We start from the raw sequence: 24,895 nt of genomic DNA on the forward strand, positions 1-24,895 counted from the left end.
AGTCGTGATTGAACGAAGCCGCTGCCGCGGCGTGAGGGGCAAGGTGGCGTAGATCGCCTCCTGGCTGAGAGGATGTGGGTGTTGGAGCCCACCCCCTCAGACAGGAGTATGAGATGGCCGATTTGAGCCCTCTTCGCCGCCGCATGATCGAAGACATGACCGTCCGCAATCTGTCGCCGGCGACGCAACGATCCTACATCAGCGCGGTTTCGAAGTTCAGCCGCTATTTTGGCCGATCGCCTGACCGGTTAGAGCTGGAAGACGTCCGCGCCTTCCAGGTGCATCTGGTCTCGACCGGCATCTCATGGCCGGCGCTGAACCAGATCGTCTGTGCGCTACGGTTTTTCTACGGCGTCACGCTCGGCGAGGCACTGATCCCGGAGCGCATTCCCTATGCGCGAGAACCGCGCAAGCTGCCGGTCGTGCTCAGCGCCGACGAAGTGGTTCAGTTCCTCGAGGCCGTGTCCAGCCTGAAGAGCCGCGCCGCGCTCACCACGGCCTATGCGGCCGGACTCAGGGCCTCCGAAGTCGCGGGACTGCGGATCGAAGACATCGACAGCGCCCGCGGCGTCATCCAGGTGCGCCACGGCAAGGGGGCGAAGGACCGCAACGTGATGCTGTCGCCCCAGCTGCTGGGTATCCTGCGCACGTACTGGCGGCTCGCCCGGCCGCGGCTTTATCTGTTCCCTGGTCGTGACGAAGATCATCCGATCGATCAGACCGTGTTGCACGCCGCCTGTCGGTCGGCGGTGAAGGCTGCGGGCCTGACCAAGCGCGTCACGCTCCACACGCTGCGCCACAGCTTCGCGACGCATCTTCTCGAGAACGGAACCGATATCCGGATCATCCAGGTCTTGCTCGGGCACAATAATTTGTCGTCGACAGCGCGCTACACGCAGGTCGCCACCGATACGATCCGGGCGACGCAGAGCCCGCTCGATCGCCTGTCGCTGGCCGCGGCGGGATGCGGGTGATGATCCGCCCCGACAGCCGCTGCAACAGGCCCGCCATCGAGATCGCCGATATTCTGCGCCGGCATGGCGACACCTATCGCCGTGTACATGCCGGTCATCTCGGTCGGGTCGAGCGGCGCGTGATGAGCGCGATCGTGGCGTGCCGGACCGAGGCGCTCGGCGGCCACATGGAGGCTTGCGACGACTGCGGCATGACGCGGATCGCCTATAATTCCTGTCGCAACCGGCACTGTCCGAAGTGTCAGGGGCCAGCCCGAGCCGCGTGGCTCGCCGCGCGAGAAGCCGACCTGCTGCCGGTTCCCTATTTCCACATCGTCTTCACACTGCCGGCTCCGATCGCCGCGATCGCCTTTCAGAACAAGGCCATCGTTTATGCGATCCTGTTCAAAGCCGCCGCCGAGGCAATGTCGACGCTCGCCGCCAATCCACGCCGGCTCGGCGCCGGGATCGGCGTCGTCGCCGTCCTCCACACCTGGGGGCAGGCGCTGACGCACCATCCCCACGTCCACTGCGTCGTGCCGGGCGGCGGCCTCTCGCCCGATAGCGCGCACTGGATCGCCAGCCGACCAAACTTCTTCCTGGCCGTCAAACCGCTCGCCCGGCTGTTCAGACGCCTGTTCCTCGAACGTCTGACCGCCGCCTTCGACGCCGGCACCCTGAACTTCTTCGGCGATCTCGCATCCCTGGCCGAGCCTGCCGCCTTCGCAGCTCACCTCGTCGCTATGCGGCGCATCAGCTGGGTCGTCTACGCCAAACGGCCGTTCGGCGGCCCCGCGCAGGTGCTGGCCTATCTCGGCCGCTATACCCATCGCGTTGCAATCGCCAACAGCCGGCTCGTCGCCCTCGACGAGGATCACGTCGCCTTTACCTGGAAGGACTACCGCCAGAATGGCGCGACAAAGATCATGAAGCTCAAGCCCGACGAGTTCATCCGCCGCTTCCTTCTTCACACGCTGCCCGATGGCTTCCATCGCATCCGCCACTTCGGCTTCATGGCCAACGGCCATCGCGCTGCCAAACTTGCTCTTTGCCGCAAACTTCTCGATCGTGAGCGGACACCGCCAAACGATGGCGAGCCGTCGCCTGTGGATTCGGACGCTCTGACGTGGGCCAAGGCTCCCGCCTGCCCTGATTGTGGTGGCGTCATGCGCATCATCGAGCGCTTTCGACACAGCTTCAGCTGTTCCGGCGCTCCCACCCAATCGTACCGGTGCGACACATCGTGAGCCAACTTATACCGTGCACGAAGATCGTCATTCGTCATTATGATCCCATCGTCTCGATCATCGCAGACGCTGCCGAATCCGTGCGGCCAAACAGCGCGATGGAAATTGTTCGATGCAGCGGGCCATCGATCGCTACAGCCGGTAAAATGCTCTCTGTCTCAAGTTGCCGCCATTGCGCAACCAAAACGTCGCCGCGTCAGCTCCGCAGTCTGCCGATAGCAACCCGCGATCTCAAACTATCCCCATAGCCGCACCACCGTGCATATTCTCCCGCGGCTTCGTTCAATCCGGCTTCAATGAGGTCGCGTTACAAGCGCTTGCCGCGCCCTCGCGTGAGCGCGACCTCACAGAACTCGAGGAAAGATCGCAAGGTGCTTGAGGCGTGCTGTCGCTCACCGGTGACGTTGCAGCGCGATTTGAAGCGGGCGCGGATAGTTCTGTTGGCGGCGGATGGGCGCAGCACCCGGTCGATCGCCAAGGAAGTTGGGGTCCAGCCGCGGATTGTCAGCCTTTGGCGGCATCGCTATGCCGACCATGGCCTTGAAGGGCTGCAAGACAAGCCGCGGCCTGGCAAGCAGCCGATCTATACGAAGACGACCGACAAGCGGATTCTGAAGCTGCTGGATAAGCCGCCACCGCAAGGGTTTGCGCGCTGGACCGGCCCCCTGCTGGCCGAGGCGCTGGGCGATGTCGATGTCCAATATGTCTGGCGGTTCCTGCGCAGCCACAAGATTGACCTGGTGGCTCGCAAGTCCTGGTGCGAGAGCAACGACCCGAACTTTACGGCCAAAGCCGCCGATGTTGTCGGCCTCTATGTCGCGCCGCCGGCGAAGGCCATTGTGCTGTGCGTGGACGAGAAGCCCTCGATCCAGGCTTTGGAGCGAGCGCAGGGTTATCTGAAGTTGCCCAATGGCCGCGCCTTGACCGGCCAAAGCCACGATTACAAGCGGCATGGCACCACAACATTGTTTGCGGCGCTCGAAGTCGCCACCGGAAAGATCATCGCGACCCATTCAAAACGCCGGCGCCGCGTCGAGTTTCTCGATTTCATGAACAGCGTCACCGCGGCTTTTCCGAACCGCAAGCTTCACGTCATCCTCGACAACCTCAACACCCATAAAAAGAACGAGGACTGGCTCAAGGCCCACCCCAACGTGCAATTTCATTTCACGCCGACAAGTGCGTCATGGCTCAATCAGGTCGAAGTATGGTTTTCCATCTTGCAGGGGCAGTCGCTCAGCGGCACCTCCTTCACGAGCCTCAAGCAGCTTCAGGAACACATCGATGCCTACGTCAACGCATACAACGACAGAGCCGAGCCCTTCGTCTGGACCAAGAAAAAGGTCCGTCAACGCCGTTTCAAAGGCCGCCGTATCACTCAGCTCTGATTCCGGGTACTAGTACCCACTTTTCTTGGAACGTGAGTCGTGATTCAAGGTCGGGATGATACCCGAAGCAAGAGAAGTCCACCTTTCGAGGAAAGATCGCAAGGTGCTTGAGGCGTGCTGTCGCTCACCGGTGACGTTGCAGCGCGATTTGAAGCGGGCGCGGATAGTTCTGTTGGCGGCGGATGGGCGCAGCACCCGGTCGATCGCCAAGGAAGTTGGGGTCCAGCCGCGGATTGTCAGCCTTTGGCGGCATCGCTATGCCGACCATGGCCTTGAAGGGCTGCAAGACAAGCCGCGGCCTGGCAAGCAGCCGATCTATACGAAGACGACCGACAAGCGGATTCTGAAGCTGCTGGATAAGCCGCCACCGCAAGGGTTTGCGCGCTGGACCGGCCCCCTGCTGGCCGAGGCGCTGGGCGATGTCGATGTCCAATATGTCTGGCGGTTCCTGCGCAGCCACAAGATTGACCTGGTGGCTCGCAAGTCCTGGTGCGAGAGCAACGACCCGAACTTTACGGCCAAAGCCGCCGATGTTGTCGGCCTCTATGTCGCGCCGCCGGCGAAGGCCATTGTGCTGTGCGTGGACGAGAAGCCCTCGATCCAGGCTTTGGAGCGAGCGCAGGGTTATCTGAAGTTGCCCAATGGCCGCGCCTTGACCGGCCAAAGCCACGATTACAAGCGGCATGGCACCACAACATTGTTTGCGGCGCTCGAAGTCGCCACCGGAAAGATCATCGCGACCCATTCAAAACGCCGGCGCCGCGTCGAGTTTCTCGATTTCATGAACAGCGTCACCGCGACTTTTCCGAACCGCAAGCTTCACGTCATCCTCGACAACCTCAACACCCATAAAAAGAACGAGGACTGGCTCAAGGCCCACCCCAACGTGCAATTTCATTTCACGCCGACAAGTGCGTCATGGCTCAATCAGGTCGAAGTATGGTTTTCCATCTTGCAGGGGCAGTCGCTCAGCGGCACCTCCTTCACGAGCCTCAAGCAGCTTCAGGAACACATCGATGCCTACGTCAACGCATACAACGACAGAGCCGAGCCCTTCGTCTGGACCAAGAAAAAGGTCCGTCAACGCCGTTTCAAAGGCCGCCGTATCACTCAGCTCTGATTCCGGGTACTAGCGGGGCGTCGTGTGACTATTTCTCGCTCAGGTGCTTTTTGACTTTGGCTACTGAGGTGCCCACCGCTCGAACTGCGCCAGCCAACTGCTGACCGGACATGTTGAAAGACTTCTTCCAGTATTCCTTCTCCCAATCCTCGTTCAGGTTGATCGGAGTATCCGCTTAAGCGATCCCGATTGAGCAAGTGCTACCAAATGAGATAGGTTCGACATGTTGCCGCTTGTGGTACTTTCCGAAGTCTCTTGGTCGGATCTAGACCACGCAGCGCTGCGATCCTGTTCAGATGGGGAGACGTTGAATGCCCGTGAGAAGCCCCGAATACGAGAAACGCGAACGGAAGACAGATCCAGAGCCCGAACGGGCCGCCCAGGCATCAGCCTCTGGAACGGGTGGCACTACGCACGATGTGGGAGAATCAGCGAGGGCCGCATCAAGCCATTCATTTGCGCCTCCAGAATGGAAAAAATCTCTCGAAGAGACAACAGACCTGTTCGCTGCGGCATTGAAGGACGGGTCAAAGCTGGCTGCTTCCTCTCTGCACGCTCAGGCCAATCTTCTGAAAAACCTTGCCAATTCCAAAACTCCCTCGGACGTAGTGAAGTCCCATCTGGATTTCGCGGAGCGGCTCTGGTCGAAACCGTTCAGCGAAGGCTGAGAGATAAGATCACTTAAAGCGGGTCCGTCATCTGTGGCAAGGCAAGCAATTCTCCAAGCGCGAAATAGGGTCGATCGCGCACTATTCCCTCCGAGGTGAGCAAACTTTCGGCGGGGCGATTATTCTTAATACCGGACTATCGGCGCGCATACGCTTGGTAGATTAAGGAGAGAAAAGATCTCTTCGGCAATATTCCCAAGGTTCAGAAGAGACCAAGCAGTGCCATTTTCTGGCAATAGATAGGGTGGATAGTCAACGCAACTGCGTTGCCGTTGATTGCTCGCTCAGCCGACGGAAACCATGCGCAATGACGTTAGATAATGTTGCCCGCAGCAGATTCTGGGCGCGGCAGGAGCCCGCGCTTTGGTTGGCCATCGCTGGCATCCTTGCTGCGGCAATTGGGTTTTCCTGGAATCCAACCCCGCTTGCGCAAGCGCTCGCGGCGATTTTCATTGGCTGCGCGCTGGTCCATGCCACTTTTGACTATGGTCCACGGCGAGCCTTGGTTCTGTTCGTTGCTTGCAATGCAATTGCATTTGCGATGGAAAATCTCAGCACCGCCACGGGCTTTCCATTCGGCATCTATCATTTCGAGGTAGGACCGAACTTGTTGCACGTCGGCTTGATTCCGATTATTGTGGGACCGCTATGGTTCGGAGCCGGTTATTTTTCCTGGGTAGTCGCGTCGGTTCTGCTTGATGGCGCCGACCGTCAGCTCCATCGCCCTTTCAACTTGGTCGCCCTGCCCGTCGTCGCTGCGTTCGTGATGACCCAATGGGATCTTGTGATGGATGCCCCCAACGCGACAATCGCCAAGGTCTGGATATGGCACGACGGCGGTGGGGTATTCGGTGTTCCTCTCTCCAACTATCTTGGTTGGCTGCTTACCTCATGGCTGATTTTTTACGCCTTCGCGCTCTATCTCCGCCGCAGCTGCCTCCAGCCGTATCCAAGGATGAGCCCTAAGCTACCAGCGATTGGCATCCTTTTTTACGTAAGCGCCGGCCTCACGCATATCGTGCCATGGATAATTGGACAAACAGGTCGAGCGGTCGACGCCAGGGGGTATAGCTGGCGGGTTCATGACATCCGCGAAGCCACTGTGGCGATCCTGCTGTTGACGATGGTCTTCACGGCTGTGCTGGCAGCACTGCATCTCCTGCGCCAAACGAGTTGGAACAGCCGGCCAACTGCGTCAAGTCGAAAGAGCGCCGGCACCGATTGATGTAGCCAGCTGGATTGCGCGACCTATAATTCCGAAGGCGCAGGCGGCGGGAGAGCTGGCCCCGGTTGTTTGGACAGCGCCCCGCTGGATTTAAGTGGATTCCTGCCGGGTTATGCTGAACGCGGGGCTTTACGGTTTTGTCGTTGCGTCGGGAGGGCGTAGCCCGACCAGAGCGACGACAAAACCGTCGGCGACGGTCATGCGGCCATCACCATAGCTTGCGTGCCGAAGTAAGCCTCGTCGGGCGTGCGCCCGTCAAGGCTCGAGTGAGGGCGTCCCTGATTGTAGAAGGCCAGATACTTGGCAATTGACGCTCGCGCCTCGGACACGCTGTCGTAGGCGCGGAGATATACTTCTTCGTATTTGACCGTGCGCCAGAGCCGCTCGACAAACACGTTGTCGCGCCAGGCGCCCTTGCCGTCCATGCTGATGGCGATCTTCGCGTCCAGCAGCACATCGGTGAACTCGAGGCTGGTGAACTGGCTGCCCTGATCCGTGTTGAAAATCTCGGGCCTGCCGTGCTTCGCCAACGCCTCCTGGACCGCTTCGACGCAGAAGGCCGCCTCCATTGTGATCGAGACGCGATGGGCCAGGACCCGTCGGCTGAACACATCGACGACCGCCGCGAGATAGACGAAGCCACGCCGCATCGGAATGTAGGTGATGTCCATTGCCCACGCATGGTCGGGCCGCTCGATCTTCAATCCGCGCAACAGGTACGGGTAGATCTTGTGACCCGGAGCCGGCTTGCTCGTGTTCGGGCGACGATAGACCGCCTCGATCCCCATGCGCTTCATCAGCGTCGCGATGTGGCGGCGACCGGCGTATACGCCCTCCCGCCGCAGCAACGATCGCAGCATACGCGCTCCCGCGAAGGGATAATCGAGATGCAGCTCATCGAGCCGACGCATCAAGGCAAGGTCCTCGGCCGAAACTGGCCGAGGTTCATAGTAGACCGTGCTGCGAGCCAGCTTCAGGACCTTCGCCTGGCGCACGATAGAAAGATCATGATCGCGGTCGATCATCGCTTTGCGCTCAGCAGGCCCGCCTTGGTGAGCGCGCCGGACAAAAAATCGTTTTCCAACGCCAGCTCGCCGATCTTGGCATGTAACGCCTTCAAATCGACCGGCGTCTCGGCCGATGTCTTGTCATGCCCAAACACGCCGGCGGCGCCTTCCAGGAGCTGGTTTTTCCAGATCGTGATCTGGTTCGGATGAACATCAAACAGTTGCGCCAGCTCCGCCAGTGTCTTGTCGCCTTTGACCGCAGCCAAAGCAACCTTCGCCTTGAATGCCGGAGAATGCGTCCGGCGGCTCTTCTTCGTCATCTTCGCTCCTGATTCGCAGCAAGAATCCTCGCCGCTGTCAGGCAGAAAATCCACTCAAGCTACTGTCCGAATTTGCGGGGCCAGCTCTGACTTTATGAATCCAAACCGCAGTAAATAGCGGTTGTCGGCAAACCGTTCTCGTTTGAAAAAGGGGATAGCGAAAGGCGAGTTCAGCGGCGCTTCCAGGGCGAGAAACCTTGACAGCGGGATCGGTAAGGTTTGCGTGCCCTGGGCTTTGTGATGGAATCGATCGGCGTCCTCGGCGTTCCAGCCCTGATCGAGCGAAACCTGCTCGCTCACGGAAACCGGTTCAGGGAGACCAGGCGGCGTCAGAGCTTCGATTATCGCGCCAAGCTGGGGGCTGGTCATGACTGCGATCAAAGCAATGACCACGATGATCGCCAGAAGAGCAAGAAAGCGTGGGAGTGTCAGAAGTTTTGTGTAAGAGCGTCTCTGTGAGGGGTTTGCGGGGTCAGCGGACTGACCCCATGGGGTCAGTCCGCTGAGCCTGCAAAGCGCTCGCCGAACGAGGGGATTGAGGAATGTCCCTGATAGTGAGTCTGACGAATCATTTCCGGAGGTGGTCGAGGTTCGGGACCCCCACCATCCTTTGTGGGGGCGCTCATATCGAGTGATTAGGAAGATCGGTCAGCGAGGCCGAGGCATTCCCGCTTCGTATGAAGTTGAGTATCGCGCAGGAAGCAGTCTTCTGATTCAAGCAACCGCAATCGAATATTATGAGCAAGAGGCAAATCAGATTAAGCTGAGTATGGAGGCTCTACTCGAGCTTTTATCGACAGCGGATTGTCCCGACGCACATGAGCATGGATCCAGCCGATCTTTGGTCGACGCTGACGCCCGCGCTCCGACGCCAGATCGTCGAAGACGTCGCCGCAATTTTGGCGGAGATCCCTCATGAAGTCCGAGCTGGTCACACCAAGCCACTTGGCGCGCAAAGCCGTAGTCTACATCCGGCAGTCGACGCCCCATCAGGTCGTAAGCAATCAGGAGAGCCTGCGCCTTCAATACGCGCTTCGCCAGCGCGCCCGCGAACTCGGATGGCGTGAGGCGGCCATCGACGTGATTGATGCCGATCTCGGGTTGAGCGGCGCGTCTATAGCACAGCGTAACGGCTTCAAGGAACTCGTTGGCCGTGTTGGCCTGAGTGAAGTGGGACTCATCCTGTCGATCGACGTGACCCGCTTGGCGCGTAATTGTACCGACTGGTATCCGCTCCTGGATATCTGTGGTCTACGTGGCTGCCTGATCGCCGACCGCGATGGTGTCTATGATCCGGGCACTCCCAACGGACGGTTGCTTCTCGGGCTGAAGGGTTCGATCTCCGAGCTTGAGCTACATACGATCCGCAGCCGGCTGACCGCCGGCCTGCTGGCCAAAGCCGAACGCGGCGAACTTGCGGTTATGCTGCCAATCGGGCTGATGCGGGACCCGAGCGGTGTGGTCGTTAAGGATCCCGACATGGCCGTGCAAGGGCGGCGAGCTATGGCTGATTTTGGGTGACGCGGCCTGATCAGGCGGCGTGGCTTTCAGTGTTCGGAATGACTTCGATTCCGTCGATGAACTTTACACCGGCGATGACTTTCGGCAACTGGTTCGTGCTCTTCAATCGCCGCCAGGTCTTCGATGCGGCGTCGATGAGCTTGAACACCATCAGCTTCGCAGTTTGTTGCGACAGCGATCCCTTGGTCCGCACCGTTCGGTGGCGCACCGTGGCGAAGACGCTCTCGATCGGGTTCGAGCTGCGTAGGTGGATCCAGTGCTCAGCAGGGAAGTCGAAGAAGGCGAGCAGCGCATGGCGATCCTTGATCAGGCACTCCACCGCACGTCCGTATTTGACGTGGTATTTCTCGACGAAGACGTCGATCGCGGTTTCAGCTTCGGCCCGGTGTGGGGCCAGATAGATGTTCCGCAGGTCGTTCTTCATGGGGCCCTGCACGGATTTGGCGACCTTGTCGAGTACGTTGCTCACTTTATGGCACCAGCATCGTTGGTGCCGCGTGCCGGGAAAGGCCTCGTCCAGTGCCTTCCAGAAGCCGAGGGCGCCGTCGCCGATGGCGAGTTGCGGGGCAATCCGTACCCGCGTTGCCGCAGGTCGATCAGGAGTTCGCGCCAGCTCTGCGCGCTCTCGCGCACGCCGACCTGGAAGCCGATCAGCTCCTTCTTGCCTTCCGGCGTGGTGCCAATCAGCACCAGCATGCATTCGCTGTGATCTTCCATGCGGGCCTGCAGGTACACGCCATCGGCCCAGATGTAGACATAGCGACGCGCCGACAGATCGCGTCTCTGCCAGCGTTCGTACTCGACCTGCCAATCGGCCTTCAGGCCGGCGATCACCGAAGGCGACAGGTTCGGCGCATCCTTGCCGAGCAGCGCCGAGAGCGCCTCCTGGAAGTCGCCGGTCGAGATGCCGCGCAAATAGAGGACCGGGATCAAGGCATCCAGGCTCTTCGTCCGCCGCGCCCATAGCGGCAGGATTGCCGAACTGAAGCGGAGGCGGTCGCCTGGCCCGCTCGCTCCGCGGTCGCGGACCTTGGGACGAGCGACCTCCACCGGACCGATGCCGGTCGCAATCTCGCGCACCGGACCGTGCCCATGTCGGACCAGGCGCGCTCGACCGTCGGGCAGCGTCAGATTGGCCGTGCTGGCCAGAAACGCGCCAACCTCGATCTCGATCGCGCTTCTGGAGCGCGCACTGGGTGCGGAGCTGACCCACCACCTTGGCTATGAGAAGGGCGACCCGGCGGGCCGCGGGTCGGGCAACAGCCGCAACGGCACAAGCAGCAAAGCGCTGTTGACGGACGACGGCGAGATCGAGATCGAGGTGCCGCGCGACCGCGCCGGCACGTTCGAACCGGTGATCGTCGCGAAGGGCCAGACCCGCTTCGACGGCTTCGACGAGAAGATCATCAGTCTCTACGGGCGGGGCATGACGGTACGGGAGATCCAGGGCCATCTGGCCGAGCTCTACGGCACCGAGGTGTCCCCCGATCTGATCAGCAAGGTCACCGACGCGATTCTCGACGAGGTCCGCGAATGGCAGAGCCGGCCGCTGGAAGCGATCTATCCGGTGGTCTTCTTCGACGCGCTCAGGGTCAAGATTCGCGATGAGGGGATGGTCAAGAACAAGGCAGTCTACGTCGTGCTGGGCATCACTGCATCGGGCGAGAAAGACGTGCTCGGGCTTTGGATCGAGCAAACCGAAGGCGCCAAATTCTGGCTCAAGGTCATGAACGATCTGAGGAACCGCGGCGTCGCCGACATCCTGATCGCCGTCGTCGACGGTCTGAAGGGCTTTCCCGAGGCGATCAACAGCGTCTTTCCCAAGGCGATGGTCCAGACCTGCATCGTGCATTTGATCCGCAACAGCCTATCCTTCGTGTCCTGGAAGGATCGCAAGGCGATCCTTCCCTCGATCAAGGCGATCTATCATGCCGAGAATGCCGACGCCGCTCTGCTCAGGCTCGAGGACTTCGAAGCCGAGTGGGGCAAGCGCTATCCCGCGATCGGGGCGGCCTGGCGCCGGGCGTGGGAGCACGTCATTCCGTTCTTCGCCTTCGCGCCGGAGATACGCAAAATGATCTATACCACCAACGCGGTCGAGGCGCTGAACCGTTCGCTGCGCAAGATCATCAAAACACGCGGCAGCTTCCCCAACGACGAGGCGGCGATGAAGCTGCTTTACCTCGCCATCAGAAATGCCGGCATCCATTGGCGACGACCGGTTGCATGGACGGCCGCAATGGGCCAGTTTGCCATCCAGTTCGATCACCCATGTTGATGCCCCTCCTTGTTAGGCTGACAGATTCTTAGATCAAGTTGCGCGATGACGTGGTTTCGAAGGTCTCCGATGGCGTGAAGAACGGATGGTGTATTCGGGAAGAGATAGGCGCCGCTGGGCTGGCGATCAATTAGCAAACGCTTGGTTCGGATCTGAACATAGAGCCAGTTTACTGGAATCTCGAGCCTTCGGGCCAGTTCGGGCGGGCTGAGGTATGAGTCGTCATGCTCCCATCGGCTGCGCTGGGCAGTTACCTTGATGGCGGCGGCACGACGGAGCCGCCCAACGGTGATAGGCAGCACCTTATCGGCGCAACGGGGAGAGCGGTGACCTTCCCGAGTAAGGATTGTGGCGATCTTGTCGTCTGGGACGCCGTCGCGAGCGAGCGTCAGAAGGCGTTCCCGCATCTCTGTGCCTCGCGTCAATCTGGTGACGGAGTTGACGCTCATCTTCACTTCGAGCTCCGTCACGGCGCCTCCCCGCCAGACGATCCTAGCCAGGGCCAAGTCGCGCTCACCGCGGTCGAGAACGACCTTTTCGATGAGACATCGCAACAACGCCTTGCGATGCGCATCCGAGATAGTCTCGTCACCCCATATCTGCGGGAGGCGGCCGGTGAGGCTGATGACCTTGTCGTTGAGCTCCTTGCTTATGGCCACTTGTGTGATGGCTTTGGGCGGCGTCTGTCGGGCAAGCGCCTCTTCGGCGGCGCGCACGTCGTTTAGCGCCGCTTCCCATCGACGCTCGAGTTCCGAGGCGACCAACCGATTATCTGGATCAGCTCGGTTGAACTGCCGTTCGGCGAGCGCCGCCGTGTATCGCTTGCGCTCGAGCTCTCGTTCTGCACTGGAGCGTAGCGCATTGTTCGTCTGCTGCTGCACCCGGCGGGAGCGCGACAAGGCATCGAGTTCGGCCGGCGCTAGTGCGGTTAGGAATGCGTCGCCAACGGCTGCATCGATATGGGCGGCGCGGATGTGTTGGCAGGTTGGCTGACCTTCCTGGGTACGCAGGTGATTGCATACATATTCGCCGCCGCCCTTGTAGCGGACGTACATCTTATGGCCACATCGTGCGCACCAGGCAATGCCGTGGAGCAGGAGCTCGCCATTGCGAGGCGCGCCGCGGGTTTTGATGCGCATGTATTCGGCTCGGTTATCTCTGATGACGGATCGGATTTTTTCATAAATTGGCCAGTCGATATAGGCTGGATATCGATCTTTAACGACGATCCGCCACTCCTCCATCGGCCGCGGAGCCTTTTGTGGCAGGGCCCCCTCCCGCTTCGGCGGCCGGAAGCGGGTTCGTCCATAGACAAAGGCGCCCGCGTATGCGGGGTTCTTCAAGATCGCCGCGACGGCAGCCAGCGTCGCGCGCGTCCAGCACAAATCGCCATATCGATCACGACGCGGCAGTTCCAGGTCACGCTCGTTCAACGCTCGCATGACCTTGGCAACGCTGCGCAGCTGCAGGAATAACTGGAAGACGAGACCGAGCCGCCCTTGAGCTATGGCGGAATCTGGGTGATGACGGTGTGAGGAAGGCGGCGTATCGAGGCGGGTGACGAGCCTGCCAGAACCTCTCGAGGAGAGCGATACGCCATGACCGAGACTACCAATGTTCTTGCTTTCCGTCAGCCGTCCGCGGTTGATGATCCACTGACCGATATCGTTCGTGCCGGCGCGCGGGACCTGCTTGCCAGGGCCTTCTTCAGTCGTCTGAAAAGCCCGTCTTCGCCGGCTAAGTCTTCTGGCTTGAGGCTGCCCCCGGCAAGAAGCTGGTCCAAAATCTCAGGTGAAAAATCCGTAGCCATGTGAGTCTCCTGTCAAAGGTAAACTCACAGAAACCATCTTACACCGAGTTACTGACACCCTCGAAAGCGTCGCCACCAAAGGCGCCGAATTGCGCTGGCAACTGTCGACATGGCTTCCCCGGTGTCAGCGACGAGCTTCAGGAGAGAACCGCGTAAACAGCACTACTACAACTACATGATCTTGTAGGCTACCCCGGCTGTCGACCTCCTTGAGACGCGATCACTATCTTTCTGCGTCACAAGCGGTAACCTAACGTGATCACACAACAAGGACATCTCGGCAGCGTACGGACGAGCTCTTGTTCGAGCCGCCATCCCTCGTCGGATCCAAATGGCTCAGCACGACCGCCTCAAGATCGATGCGGCATCCAAGTCTACTTCTGCGACCCGCAAAGCCCTTGGCAGCGCGGCACTAACGAGAACACCAACGGGTTGCTGCGGCAGTACTTTCCGAAAGGCACAGACCTGAGCATCCACAGCGCCGACGAAATATCGAGCTATGGCTGATTTTGGGTGACGCGGCCTGATCAGGCGGCGTGGCTTTCAGTGTTCGGAATGACTTCGATTCCGTCGATGAACTTTACACCGGCGATGACTTTCGGCAACTGGTTCGTGCTCTTCAATCGCCGCCAGGTCTTCGATGCGGCGTCGATGAGCTTGAACACCATCAGCTTCGCAGTTTGTTGCGACAGCGATCCCTTGGTCCGCACCGTTCGGTGGCGCACCGTGGCGAAGACGCTCTCGATCGGGTTCGAGCTGCGTAGGTGGATCCAGTGCTCAGCAGGGAAGTCGAAGAAGGCGAGCAGCGCATGGCGATCCTTGATCAGGCACTCCACCGCACGTCCGTATTTGACGTGGTATTTCTCGACGAAGACGTCGATCGCGGTTTCAGCTTCGGCCCGGTGTGGGGCCAGATAGATGTTCCGCAGGTCGTTCTTCATGGGGCCCTGCACGGATTTGGCGACCTTGTCGAGTACGTTGCTCACTTTATGGCACCAGCATCGTTGGTGCCGCGTGCCGGGAAAGGCCTCGTCCAGTGCCTTCCAGAAGCCGAGGGCGCCGTCGCCGATGGCGAGTTGCGGGGCAATCCGTAACCCGCGTTGCCGCAGGTCGATCAGGAGTTCGCGCCAGCTCTGCGCGCTCTCGCGCACGCCGACCTGGAAGCCGATCAGCTCCTTCTTGCCTTCCGGCGTGGTGCCAATCAGCACCAGCATGCATTCGCTGTGATCTTCCATGCGGGCCTGCAGGTACACGCCATCGGCCCAGATGTAGACATAGCGACGCGCCGACAGATCGCGTCTCTGCCAGCGTTCGTACTCGACCTGCCAATCGGCCTTCAGGCCGGCGATCACCGAAGGCGACAGGTTCGGCGCATCCTTGCCGAGCAGCGCCGAGAGCGCCTCCTGGAAGTCGCCGGTCGAGATGCCGCGCAAATAGAGGACCGGGATCAAGGCATCCAGGCTCTTCGTCCGCCGCGCCCATAGCGGCAGGATTGCCGAACTGAAGCGGAGGCGGTCGCCTGGCCCGCTCGCTCCGCGGTCGCGGACCTTGGGACGAGCGACCTCCACCGGACCGATGCCGGTCGCAATCTCGCGCACCGGACCGTGCCCATGTCGGACCAGGCGCGCTCGACCGTCGGGCAGCGTCAGATTGGCCGTGCTGGCCAGAAACGCGCCAACCTCGATCTCGATCGCCCTGGCAAGCAGGTCCCGCGCGCCGGCACGAACGATATCGGTCAGTGGATCATCAACCGCGGACGGCTGACGGAAAGCAAGAACATTGGTAGTCTCGGTCATGGCGTATCGCTCTCCTCGAGAGGTTCTGGCAGGCTCGTCACCCGCCTCGATACGCCGCCTTCCTCACACCGTCATCACCCAGATTCCGCCATAGCTCCGAAATATCCGCTGTAGCAGCGGCCCTCAACGCCCGACCGAGAAAGACACTGGGCTGGAAAACGCCGGCAGAAGCGCTTGACGAATTACTGTCATGAGTGAAAACAATAACAATTGGTGTTGCGACGACCGTTTGAATCCGCCCTGACTACCCTGGTCGGAGTGGTGCAACAGTGCGTCGGGCTTGCCGCGTCGCCAGACGGCCATCAGCAGGGCATCGGTCACCAACTAAGCTGTCATGGCGGCGCTCATCGACCAACCCACCACCCGGCGTGAGAACAGGTCGATCACTGCTGCGACGTAGAGCCAGCCCTCGGCCGTCCAGAGATACGTAAAGTCGGCGATCCACTTCTGGTTCGGCCGCTCGGCAATGAAGTCCTTCAAGCGCCGGCGTCGCGGTCGCGCCCGCAAGCCTTGCAGGCGCATCAGCCGTTCGATTTGGTGGAGGCCACAGTCCGCCCCATCGGCAAGCAGATCACGCCAAACCCGGCGCGCACCATAGGTGCGGTCGCTCGCCATGAAGCTTGCCTTCACCTTGCCGCCGAGCTCTTCGTCGCTGCGGGATCTGGCACTGGGCGAGCGATTCAGCCAGGCATGGAAGCCCGACCGCGACACCCCCAGCGCATCGCATAGCCATGCCACCGGCCAGATCGCCCGGTGCTTCGCGATGAAGACGAACTTCATGTCGCTTCCTTCGCGAAGAAGGCTGCGGCCTTTTTTAGGATATCCCGCTCGGCCTTTAACTTGGCGAGCTCACGGCGCAACCGCGCGATCTCATGTTGCTCCGGCTTCATCTGCCCGTGGCCGGGAAAGGCCTGCACCGGATCGGAGCCGAACTCTTTCACCCATTTGCGCAGAACGTTCTCATGGACATCCAGGTCGCGCCCGGCCTGCGCCACCGACACCCCACGCTCCCTAACCAGTTTGACCGCCTCGATCTTGAACTCGCGACTGAACTTCCGTCTCTTCATCGCCCACCTCCGGCTTCATGAAACATTCTAACCTCGGTGTCCATCAAACCGGCAGCAGCTCAATCATCCTCGTTTGGAGGAGCGGTGATCCGCCAAGTCAGTCGGGACGCGTGTTCGTTCACTTTCCGCTTGGACCGGCGCAGTACTGAGAGCTGGCCCCGCAAATTCGGACAGTAGCTTGAGTGGATTTTCTGCCTGACAGCGGCGAGGATTCTTGCTGCGAATCAGGAGCGAAGATGACGAAGAAGAGCCGCCGGACGCATTCTCCGGCATTCAAGGCGAAGGTTGCTTTGGCTGCGGTCAAAGGCGACAAGACACTGGCGGAGCTGGCGCAACTGTTTGATGTTCATCCGAACCAGATCACGATCTGGAAAAACCAGCTCCTGGAAGGCGCCGCCGGCGTGTTTGGGCATGACAAGACATCGGCCGAGACGCCGGTCGATTTGAAGGCGTTACATGCCAAGATCGGCGAGCTGGCGTTGGAAAACGATTTTTTGTCCGGCGCGCTCACCAAGGCGGGCCTGCTGAGCGCAAAGCGATGATCGACCGCGGTCATGATCTTTCTATCGTGCGCCAGGCGAAGGTCCTGAAGCTGGCTCGCAGCACGGTCTACTATGAACCTCGGCCAGTTTCGGCCGAGGACCTTGCCTTGATGCGTCGGCTCGATGAGCTGCATCTCGATTATCCCTTCGCGGGAGCGCGTATGCTGCGATCGTTGCTGCGGCGGGAGGGCGTATACGCCGGTCGCCGCCACATCGCGACGCTGATGAAGCGCATGGGGATCGAGGCGGTCTATCGTCGCCCGAACACGAGCAAGCCGGCTCCGGGTCACAAGATCTACCCGTACCTGTTGCGCGGATTGAAGATCGAGCGGCCCGACCATGCGTGGGCAATGGACATCACCTACATTCCGATGCGGCGTGGCTTCGTCTATCTCGCGGCGGTCGTCGATGTGTTCAGCCGACGGGTCCTGGCCCATCGCGTCTCGATCACAATGGAGGCGGCCTTCTGCGTCGAAGCGGTCCAGGAGGCGTTGGCGAAGCACGGCAGGCCCGAGATTTTCAACACGGATCAGGGCAGCCAGTTCACCAGCCTCGAGTTCACCGATGTGCTGCTGGACGCGAAGATCGCCATCAGCATGGACGGCAAGGGCGCCTGGCGCGACAACGTGTTTGTCGAGCGGCTCTGGCGCACGGTCAAATACGAAGAAGTATATCTCCGCGCCTACGACAGCGTGTCCGAGGCGCGAGCGTCAATTGCCAAGTATCTGGCCTTCTACAATCAGGGACGCCCTCACTCGAGCCTTGACGGGCGCACGCCCGACGAGGCTTACTTCGGCACGCAAGCTATGGTGATGGCCGCATGACCGTCGCCGACGGTTTTGTCGTCGCTCTGGTCGGGCTACGCCCTCCCGACGCAACGACAAAACCGTAAAGCCCCGCGTTCAGCATAACCCGGCAGGAATCCACTTAAATCCAGCGGGGCGCTGTCCAAACAACCGGGGCCAGCTCTCGGCTCTCGGCATCGGAATAGATGTAGCGCGCGAGCCCCGCGCGCCGCCGCTCGGGCGGACGCCAGGTCAGGATGATCGCGTGGCGGCACTCGAAATGTCCCCTCTCCTGCTCGAAGCGGCTGCGGCGTTCGTCGTCGATCGCCCGCGTCACCGGATCGGGGAAGTGGCAGTCCTGCCGCGCCGGATAGTCCGTGGTCGGCACCCGCACCGCCTCGACCTGGATCATCCAGCCGGAGCCAAGGCGCGCCAGGATCGTGTTGATCTGGCGCGAGACCTCGTTGCGTTCGGCGTCGGTCGAGCTCTCGGAGTCCGGCCCGGCAAAATACCAGCCCGCCATCAGCGAGCCGTCCTTCAACAGCACGATTCCGTTCGCAACCAGCCCTGCATACGGCACGAGATCGGCGAAGGACGGGCCGGAGTGACGGAATGGGCGCAGCGCGACCATGAGCGGACCTCAGTAACGACGCCAGGGCGTCGCGGTCGCCCGGTAGTAGGGTCGGTAGGCGATGTGGCGGGCATAGACCCGTCGCATCATCGGGTCGGCTTTTGCCATCATCCGCAGCGCCGCCACGACAACGATCCAGATCGCCGCGCCCAGGATCGCCGCGTACCAGGTGAGCACGACGAAGATCAGGATGACGGCGGCAAGGCCGGTCAGCAGCACGAGCTCGCGATCAGCGCCGAACAGCAGGTTCGGCCGGGACAGCGCGCGGTGAATGCGATTACGCCTTAGATTGGCGCCGACCTCAGTCATGGCCGAGGTCCCCTGCCCCTTCGGCAATGGAGATCGTGCGCGCGACGTCGCCAATTGACGCGCCGCTCGCACCGAACAAGGCGACGATCTGTGTGGCGCCGAGGAGAATGCCCGCGACCAGCACGACATACATGAGGCGTCGCGCGAAGTCATTGAGCTCGCCGCCAAAGATCAGCATGCCGCCGGCAACCGCCACGGCGGCAAGCGCGATGAAGCCAGCCACGGGACCCGTGATGGATTGCTGGATCTGCTGAAGCGGGCTCTCCCAGGGAAGATTGCCGCCGCCGCTGCTCGACGCAAAAACTGGATCCAACATCACGAGTGCGAGCAGCAGGCCGCCGGCACCTACAATCATCATGCGGTTATGCGACATGGCGCTCCTCCTTCGGGGCATAGGACTGGGTCTGGTATTGGCCCGCTGAGAAGCTCTCGACATGGAGCACGTCGCGGACCTGGCGACCGCGATCCGTTCGTTCGATCGAGACGATCAGATCAACGGCCTCGCCGATGACTTCGCGCATGGGCTGGTGGCTGGCTTCGGCCGTGAGTTGCTCCAGACGGCGCAGCGCTGAAGCGGCGCTATTGGCGTGAATGGTGGTGATGCCACCGGGATGGCCGGTATTCCACGCCTTGAGCAGCGTGAGCGCGGCGCCGTCGCGCACCTCTCCGACAATGATGCGATCGGGCCGCAGCCGCATCGTGCTCTTGAGCAGGCGCGCCATGTCGACCGTGTCGCTCGTGTGAAGCGAGACGGCGTTTTCGGCCGCGCACTGGATCTCGGCCGTGTCTTCGAGAATGACCAGGCGGTGCTCCGGCGCGTGCGCGACGATCGCTGCAATCACGGCATTGGCGAGCGTGGTCTTACCCGAGCCCGTGCCGCCCGACACCACGATATTCAAGCGCGATGCGATGGCGTTGCGGATGACCGCGAGGTGGTCGGCCATCATCACGCCCTGTGTCACGTAATCCTCGAGATCGAACAAACGCGAAGCCCGCTTTCGGATTGTGAATGTGGGGGCGCCGACGACGGGCGGCAGCAAACCTTCGAAGCGATGACCGCCGATCGGCAGTTCCCCCGAAATGATCGGGCGCTCATCGTCGGCTTCGGATTGCAGCGCGTGGGCGACGCTGCCGATGATGATCTCGGCGGTCGCCCCCAGCATGGTTCCGGCAGCTGTCATCCCTTGGCCTAGTCGTTCAATGAACAACCGGCCATCCGGATTGAGCATCACCTCGACGACCGCCGGATCATCGAGCGCGGCACAGATCTGGTCGCCCAGGGCATCCTGAAGTTTACGGACAAGTCGCGGATGAGAACGAAGTTCGGCCATATCGCTCGCCATCGCTCACGCAGCGACGCGCTGAAGGCGCCGCACGTCGGATCGATAGCCAGGCGGGCACATGCGTTCGAAGCTTGTCTGGTCGGCCGGGAGGATGCCGGCGACGCTCATGGTCTCGCCGATGAGCTTTATGCCGCCAGGGCGCGTCATCGGCCAGCCCGCCCGGTGCAGGATGCGCTCAAGGCGCACGTCCGTTGCCGTGGCGATCTCATCGAACCCCTCCCCTCCCCTCGCCTCGCGTGTCGACGCAAAAGCGCGAACTCTCGACCATGTTCGATTTGCCATGTAGCCGGCCGCCCGGGAGCAGTTGCGGGAAGGTATGCGACAGCATGGTTGGGCCCGTGGTCGGAAGCAGGCGGGCACAGCCTGCGACGCCGCCGAGGTCTGTCAGGGCCAGGATGTAGGTCGGGTCGAGCGCGTCGTATTCGTCGCGCTCGCGGCCGTACTCGACCTTTACCCGCCAACCGAGCCGGCCGGCGAACACCCGGGCGCGCAGCTTGTGCATCTCATCGAACAGAGCCCCCAATCCGCCGTGCTCGTTGGCACCAATCGCATTTGCCCGCATTCGTCGAATCCTCCGTCGCGTTCGCGTGAACAGAGGCAAGTCAGCATGGCGCGGCAGCTCGTACGCTCTGTTGAATTAACGGGGCCCCGGCGAGCTCCGATTCGCGTGAGCCGCGTCGCAGGCGTCGTGTCTGCGTCTGTCAGTGATCGAAATCCGGCGGCCAAGGGTAGGCTCGGACTGTAAGATTAACGGGGGACGAAGCGTCACCGTGGCGTTTTCGACGCGCAAGATAAGTCTACGATAAGATTGAGCAAATTCCTACGAATCAGCGGCTCGATAAGCACGATGCGAAGGTGCCGTTAAGTATCTGTTAACCTTAAAGGACTGGACGAAAGCCGAGAATCGTGACCTAGCTTTAGCGGGCAAAGGGCGACAAACCGCCTACTGGCCGACAACGAAGGAATGAATCGGCATGACTGCGCAGGCCCAGACCAGGATCCAAATTGAAGATCCCGCCGACAAGATTATCCGGCACGCGGGAATGCTTTCTGAGCATCTGCAGGCCAGGCGCCAGCAGATGTATCCTCCGGACGCTCAGAAAAGCCTACGGTATTTCATGACCCATGAGGTCTCAAAGCTGACCTCAATTCCAGAATCGACTCTCAAGTTGATGTCAAACGAAGGCAAGGGTCCCCTCCCTGCCCGTCTGGAGAACAATCATCGCGCATACACGCTTGCCCAGATCAATGAGCTTCGGGAACTGTTCGCTGCGCAGCGTCCGGCAGATGCTTTGAGGTTCAAGCCTCATCGTCGGTCGGGCGAGCATCTGCAGGTTTTGGCGGTCGCGAATTTCAAGGGCGGCAGCGCGAAAACGACAACCTGCGCGCACCTTGCCCACTACTTGGCCCTCCAAGGCTATCGTGTCCTGGCGATCGACCTCGATCCCCAAGCGTCGTTGTCGGCCATGTTCGGCGCCCAGCCGGAAATTGATGTCCAACACAACGAGACGATCTATGCGGCCCTGCGCTACGACGATGAGCGTCGCTCTATCGCAGACATCATCCGGCCGACCTATTTCACTGGCATCGACCTCATTCCCGGAAACATCGAGGTCATGGAGTACGAGCACGAGACGCCGCGCTACTTGTCGAAAGGACAGGCGGACGCTGAGAGCATCTTTTTCGAGCGGTTGCGTCTCGCATTGACGGACGTAGAAGACGCTTACGATGTGGTCATTCTGGACACGCCGCCTTCGCTCGGTTTCTTGACGCTGGGCGCCATCTATGCGGCAACCGGGCTTCTCGTGACAGTCCACCCTGCGATGCTCGACGTTATGTCGATGAGCCAGTTCTTGCTGATGATGGGTGATCTCATATCGGTCATCCGCGATGCCGGCGCAACGATGAAGCAGGACTTCCTTCGCTACGTCGTCACGCGGCACGACCCGTTTGACCAGTCTCAGGTCCGGGTCGTGACCATGCTCCGACACTTGTTCACTGAAGACGTGCTGACGGCGACCGCCATCGCGAGCGCGGCCATCGAGACCGCTGGTCTGGCGAAGCGCACGCTCTATGAGCTGGAGCCGGGCAACATCTCGGCCGCGACTACGAAGCGAGCGCGGGAATCCATTGACGCGGTCAACGACCAAGTTCTTGCGCTGGTCCTTCAAGCTTGGGGGCGCGCATGACCAACAAGCGTCCTTCAGGTCGATCGATCCTCGCCAACTTCGGTTCGTTCGCGAAGCCCGAAACGTCGCCTGACAGCTCCTCCCCGCCCGTAGGCGCGGATGCGCCGAACCAAATCCCAGCCCGTGTCGGAGCCGGGGTGATCGGAGCCACGCAGCGTTCGTTGGCAGAACTGCGAGGCGAGCGTGACCGTCTCCAGGCGCTGGTCGACGCCGGCGGCGGCTCGGAGCTCGATCCCTCCTCTATCGATCCATCGCCTTTCCCGGATCGTCTGCCCGACGACAGTCAGGTCGATTTCGAGGCACTCAAGAAGCTCATTGCTGATGAAGGCCAGAAGGTGCCGATCCAGGTCCGTCGTCATCCGACCGTCAGTGGGCGGTACCAGGTCGTCTACGGGCATCGGCGTTGGCGTGCGGCTTTGGATCTCGGCATCAAGGTCAAAGCCACAGTTGTCGCGCTGTCGGACAGCGAGCTTGTCGTCGCGCAGGGTATCGAGAACGCGGCGCGTCAAGATCTGAGCTGGATCGAGCGCGCGCTATTCGCGTGGCGTATGGATCAGGCCGGCATCAAAGCTCGCGACATCCGAGCCGCTCTTTCGGTCGATGATCCAGAGCTTGCTCGCCTCAGAGCGGTCTGCCGGGCTGTGCCCGTCGAGGTGATCGAGGCGATTGGCCGGGCGCCGAAGGCCGGGCGGCCCCGTTGGGTCACGTTGGCGGCCGCCATCGGAGAAGATTCGGCGGCGCTGGATCGGGTGCGAAAAACCTTGTCAGGTGACAAGGTTTCGGAACTGACCTCCGACGATCGATTCAAGCTCGTCTTTGCCGCTGTAAAGCAGCCGTCAGCGCGCTCGCAAAGCGAGCTCGAGCTTCGGAGCTCTGCCGGGAAAGTCTTGGGGAAGGCGACCTTCGCAAAGGGGGACATCAAATTCACGGTCGCTGAGGAGCACGCGACCGGGTTTGGTGCCTTCCTGGAGGAAGAGCTGCCGGGACTGGTGGAAAGGTTTTTTGCCCGGGAGGGCAGTGAGTGATTTCGTCGTCCGGTCCAAACCTTGTCATCTGACAAGGTTTGGTTGGGCGGCGGGAAGGGCGGAGGTCTCGGCCGAAGCCGGAAGATGGCGCAACAAACACAGAGGTAGCATGCGGTAAAAAGAAAGGCCCCCGAAACAGTGTCCCGGAAGCCCTTCTCTCGTATGTTTGGCGACAACGAGAATCTCACTTCCGCGAATCACAGTCAAGAGCCTCTTCTCGAGGCATTGGACACCGTTTTGGTGAGCGCTTTCGCTTTGCCTAAAGGCTGAAAGACAAAACCATGACGCACCCCCTATCAACGACGCCCTTTGGGCGGCGGCCGATGACGCTTGGCATGATTTCAAGCCAGCTGGCCGCGAAGGCAAAGCCAGCGACGGCCATTGTTCACAAATGGCACGTCTTTCAGCACATCAAGGAGGCGCGCCAGGTTCTCGGCGCCACCGACCGTGCGCTGACAATCCTGCACGCGCTGTTGTCATTCCATCCCGAGACTGCGCTGGAGCCCGACGGCGAGCTGATCGTCTGGCCCTCGAATGAGCAGCTGATGGCGCGGGCCAACGGGATGCCGCCGACGACGCTGCGCCGGCATCTCGCCGTCCTGGTCGACTGCGGCCTGATCATTCGCAGGGATAGCCCCAACGGCAAACGCTACGCACGCAAGGGGCACGGCGGAGAGATCGAGCAAGCTTACGGCTTTGACTTGGCTCCGATTGTGGCCCGCGCCGAGGAGTACAAGACGCTCGCCAGCGCCGTGCAGGCCGAGAAGAAGGCCTTCCGCGTTGCCAAGGAGCGGCTCACCATCCTGCGTCGGGACATCGTGAAGATGATCGAAGCCGGGCTTGACGAGGGCGTCCCGGGAAATTGGAAGCGGTTTCAGCAGGTCTACCAGGAGATCGCAGGGCGGATTCCGCGGACTGCCCCTCGGCAACTTTTGGAAAGCCTCGGCGGCGAGATGGAAAAGCTCTGGCGTGAGGTCCGTGAGCTGCTGGAAATGTTCGCGAAAACACAGAATCCGGACGGCAATGAGTCCCATTCTGGTTGCCACATACAGAATTCAAACGCAGATCTTTCACCTGAATCTGAAGGAGGCCTCCCGAAGAACGATGAAGCGGGCGGCAACGCCGTGGCTAACCACAACCTGCGGAGCTTGCCGAAGCGTGAGCTCCCCTTAGGAATTGTGCTGGATGCCTGCCCCAACATGCTTTGGCTGAGCAAGGGCAGCGAAATCCGGCACTGGAAGGATTTGATGGCTGCGGCGGAGCTTGCCCGGCCGATGCTGGGGATCAGCCCCAGCGCCTGGTGTGAGGCTAGGGAGGTGCTGGGTGACCAACAGGCTGCGATTACGCTGGCCGCGATCTACCAGAAAGCGGACCAGATCAACAGCGCCGGCGGCTATCTGCGAAGCCTGACCGACCGGGCCAAGGGCGGGAAATTCTCCGTCTGGCCGATGATCATGGCCTTGCTGCGCGCCAAGCTGGATGGGTCGAAGCCAACCCCGCCGCCCGCGGGCGATTCCGCCGGGTTCGAGCCGGGCAAACCCGCGCAAACTGGCGCCTACCAAGCCAGCGCCGAATTACGCGCCTCAATTGCCAAGAGGCCGAAATGACCCGAAACGGCGCCAGGAAGGACTCCGTCGTCGGAGACGACTCGGCTACGGTTTTCGGGCAGAG

General features: G+C 61.1%; 20 protein-coding genes and 6 pseudogenes. 14 read left to right on the forward strand and 12 right to left on the reverse strand.

All coding sequences use genetic code 11. The features are described 5' to 3' along the window. Positions 1–113: 113 nt before the first annotated feature. The 4 genes from ABIF91_RS44795 (at position 114) to ABIF91_RS44810 (ending at position 4,708) form a co-directional block, all read left to right on the forward strand. Positions 114–974: a tyrosine-type recombinase/integrase gene (locus ABIF91_RS44795; protein ID WP_035695117.1), complete on the forward strand. Its 861-nt coding sequence runs from the start codon at positions 114–116 to the stop codon at positions 972–974. Then, positions 974–2,200, forward strand: a complete 1,227-nt coding sequence (locus tag ABIF91_RS44800) for an IS91 family transposase (RefSeq protein ID WP_424579164.1) — start codon at positions 974–976, stop codon at positions 2,198–2,200. The genes ABIF91_RS44795 and ABIF91_RS44800 overlap by 1 nt, the downstream gene beginning before the upstream one ends. A 296-nt stretch (positions 2,201–2,496) precedes the next feature. Then, on the forward strand, positions 2,497–3,588 hold the full coding sequence (locus ABIF91_RS44805; protein WP_424579902.1) for an IS630-like element ISRj1 family transposase: 1,092 nt from the start codon (positions 2,497–2,499) through the stop codon (positions 3,586–3,588). A 55-nt stretch (positions 3,589–3,643) separates the two neighbouring features. Next, positions 3,644–4,708 (forward strand): IS630-like element ISRj1 family transposase, encoded by a 1,065-nt coding sequence (locus tag ABIF91_RS44810; RefSeq protein WP_011084514.1) that lies wholly within the window; start codon positions 3,644–3,646, stop codon positions 4,706–4,708. A 28-nt stretch (positions 4,709–4,736) separates the two neighbouring features. On the opposite strand, the gene ABIF91_RS44815 is transcribed toward ABIF91_RS44810, so the two are convergent. Then, positions 4,737–4,871 (reverse strand): DUF3606 domain-containing protein, encoded by a 135-nt coding sequence (locus tag ABIF91_RS44815; protein ID WP_370164765.1) that lies wholly within the window; start codon positions 4,869–4,871, stop codon positions 4,737–4,739. A 148-nt stretch (positions 4,872–5,019) separates the two neighbouring features. On the opposite strand from ABIF91_RS44815, the gene ABIF91_RS44820 reads away from it, so the two are divergent. Then, positions 5,020–5,376, forward strand: coding sequence for a hypothetical protein (locus ABIF91_RS44820; protein ID WP_284282849.1), 357 nt, complete (start codon positions 5,020–5,022; stop codon positions 5,374–5,376). A 307-nt stretch (positions 5,377–5,683) separates the two neighbouring features. Further along, complete coding sequence (locus ABIF91_RS44825; RefSeq protein WP_284282850.1) at positions 5,684–6,601, forward strand: carotenoid biosynthesis protein; 918 nt, start codon at positions 5,684–5,686, stop codon at positions 6,599–6,601. A gap of 197 nt (positions 6,602–6,798) precedes the next feature. On the opposite strand, the gene ABIF91_RS44830 is transcribed toward ABIF91_RS44825, so the two are convergent. Next, a protein-coding gene (locus tag ABIF91_RS44830) for an IS3-like element ISRj2 family transposase (protein ID WP_129557670.1) occupies positions 6,799–7,928 on the reverse strand; the annotation gives its coding sequence in 2 pieces (ribosomal slippage) (positions 6,799–7,676 and positions 7,676–7,928; 1,131 coding nt in all). Positions 7,929–7,982: 54 nt separating this feature from the next. Continuing rightward, positions 7,983–8,321: a hypothetical protein gene (locus ABIF91_RS44835; protein WP_424579903.1), complete on the reverse strand. Its 339-nt coding sequence runs from the start codon at positions 8,319–8,321 to the stop codon at positions 7,983–7,985. A gap of 522 nt (positions 8,322–8,843) precedes the next feature. On the opposite strand from ABIF91_RS44835, the gene ABIF91_RS44840 reads away from it, so the two are divergent. Next, positions 8,844–9,449 carry a recombinase family protein gene (locus tag ABIF91_RS44840; RefSeq protein WP_424579904.1) on the forward strand — a complete coding sequence of 202 codons (606 nt, stop codon included), beginning with the start codon at positions 8,844–8,846 and terminating at the stop codon, positions 9,447–9,449. 10 nt (positions 9,450–9,459) lie between these two features. On the opposite strand, the pseudogene ABIF91_RS44845 reads toward ABIF91_RS44840, so the two are convergent. Then, positions 9,460–10,625 (reverse strand): annotated as a pseudogene (locus tag ABIF91_RS44845) (IS256 family transposase); the annotation flags it as partial. Here ABIF91_RS44845 and ABIF91_RS44850 point away from each other — a divergent pair. Beyond that, the gene (locus ABIF91_RS44850; protein ID WP_424579905.1) at positions 10,507–11,727 is read left to right on the forward strand and encodes an IS256 family transposase; all 1,221 of its coding nucleotides are present in this window, start codon (positions 10,507–10,509) and stop codon (positions 11,725–11,727) included. The pseudogene ABIF91_RS44845 and the gene ABIF91_RS44850 overlap by 119 nt on opposite strands. Here the strand turns inward: ABIF91_RS44850 and ABIF91_RS44855 are convergent. Continuing rightward, on the reverse strand, positions 11,715–13,391 hold the full coding sequence (locus ABIF91_RS44855; protein WP_424579914.1) for a recombinase family protein: 1,677 nt from the start codon (positions 13,389–13,391) through the stop codon (positions 11,715–11,717). The genes ABIF91_RS44850 and ABIF91_RS44855 overlap by 13 nt on opposite strands. Here ABIF91_RS44855 and ABIF91_RS44860 point away from each other — a divergent pair. Both ABIF91_RS44860 and ABIF91_RS44865 read left to right on the forward strand, forming a co-directional pair. After that, positions 13,326–13,502: pseudogene (locus ABIF91_RS44860) on the forward strand (IS256 family transposase); the annotation flags it as partial. The gene ABIF91_RS44855 and the pseudogene ABIF91_RS44860 overlap by 66 nt on opposite strands. A gap of 398 nt (positions 13,503–13,900) precedes the next feature. Further along, positions 13,901–14,035, forward strand: a pseudogene (locus ABIF91_RS44865) (transposase); the annotation flags it as partial. A gap of 29 nt (positions 14,036–14,064) precedes the next feature. Here the strand turns inward: ABIF91_RS44865 and ABIF91_RS44870 are convergent. Beyond that, a complete protein-coding gene (locus ABIF91_RS44870; RefSeq protein WP_038952271.1) occupies positions 14,065–15,333 on the reverse strand; it encodes an IS256 family transposase in 1,269 nt (422 codons plus the stop codon). A gap of 240 nt (positions 15,334–15,573) precedes the next feature. Then, a pseudogene (locus tag ABIF91_RS44875) lies at positions 15,574–16,400 on the reverse strand (IS3 family transposase); the annotation flags it as partial. 236 nt (positions 16,401–16,636) lie between these two features. Between ABIF91_RS44875 and ABIF91_RS44880 the strand changes: the two are divergent. Beyond that, positions 16,637–17,766 (forward strand): IS3-like element ISRj2 family transposase gene (locus tag ABIF91_RS44880; RefSeq protein WP_086023025.1). Its coding sequence is split into 2 segments (ribosomal slippage): positions 16,637–16,889 and positions 16,889–17,766, totalling 1,131 coding nucleotides; the frame shifts between segments, so codons are not numbered across the junction. Positions 17,767–17,911: 145 nt separating this feature from the next. On the opposite strand, the pseudogene ABIF91_RS44885 reads toward ABIF91_RS44880, so the two are convergent. The 5 genes and pseudogenes from ABIF91_RS44885 to ABIF91_RS44905 form a co-directional block, all read right to left on the reverse strand. After that, positions 17,912–18,358: pseudogene (locus ABIF91_RS44885) on the reverse strand (conjugal transfer protein TrbE); the annotation flags it as partial. Positions 18,359–18,367: 9 nt separating this feature from the next. Further along, the gene (locus ABIF91_RS44890; protein ID WP_284282884.1) at positions 18,368–18,667 is read right to left on the reverse strand and encodes a conjugal transfer protein TrbD; all 300 of its coding nucleotides are present in this window, start codon (positions 18,665–18,667) and stop codon (positions 18,368–18,370) included. Then, on the reverse strand, positions 18,660–19,040 hold the full coding sequence (locus ABIF91_RS44895) for a TrbC/VirB2 family protein (protein ID WP_028181482.1): 381 nt from the start codon (positions 19,038–19,040) through the stop codon (positions 18,660–18,662). The genes ABIF91_RS44890 and ABIF91_RS44895 overlap by 8 nt, the downstream gene beginning before the upstream one ends. Continuing rightward, complete coding sequence (trbB, locus tag ABIF91_RS44900) at positions 19,030–19,998, reverse strand: P-type conjugative transfer ATPase TrbB (protein ID WP_028181483.1); 969 nt, start codon at positions 19,996–19,998, stop codon at positions 19,030–19,032. Before trbB ends, ABIF91_RS44895 begins: the two co-directional genes overlap by 11 nt. A 15-nt stretch (positions 19,999–20,013) precedes the next feature. After that, positions 20,014–20,572 (reverse strand): annotated as a pseudogene (locus tag ABIF91_RS44905) (acyl-homoserine-lactone synthase). 412 nt (positions 20,573–20,984) lie between these two features. Between ABIF91_RS44905 and repA the strand changes: the two are divergent. From repA to repC, 3 genes are all read left to right on the forward strand, one after another. Next, positions 20,985–22,199: a plasmid partitioning protein RepA gene (repA, locus tag ABIF91_RS44910; RefSeq protein WP_080660038.1), complete on the forward strand. Its 1,215-nt coding sequence runs from the start codon at positions 20,985–20,987 to the stop codon at positions 22,197–22,199. Next, a complete protein-coding gene (gene repB / locus ABIF91_RS44915) occupies positions 22,196–23,224 on the forward strand; it encodes a plasmid partitioning protein RepB (RefSeq protein WP_424579906.1) in 1,029 nt (342 codons plus the stop codon). Before repA ends, repB begins: the two co-directional genes overlap by 4 nt. 281 nt (positions 23,225–23,505) lie before the next feature. After that, positions 23,506–24,831, forward strand: a complete 1,326-nt coding sequence (gene repC, locus ABIF91_RS44920) for a plasmid replication protein RepC (RefSeq protein ID WP_028181486.1) — start codon at positions 23,506–23,508, stop codon at positions 24,829–24,831. Positions 24,832–24,895 lie beyond the last annotated feature (64 nt).

The sequence above is a fragment of the Bradyrhizobium sp. USDA 241 genome (assembly GCF_049739505.1).
Lineage (GTDB): Bacteria > Pseudomonadota > Alphaproteobacteria > Rhizobiales > Xanthobacteraceae > Bradyrhizobium > Bradyrhizobium liaoningense.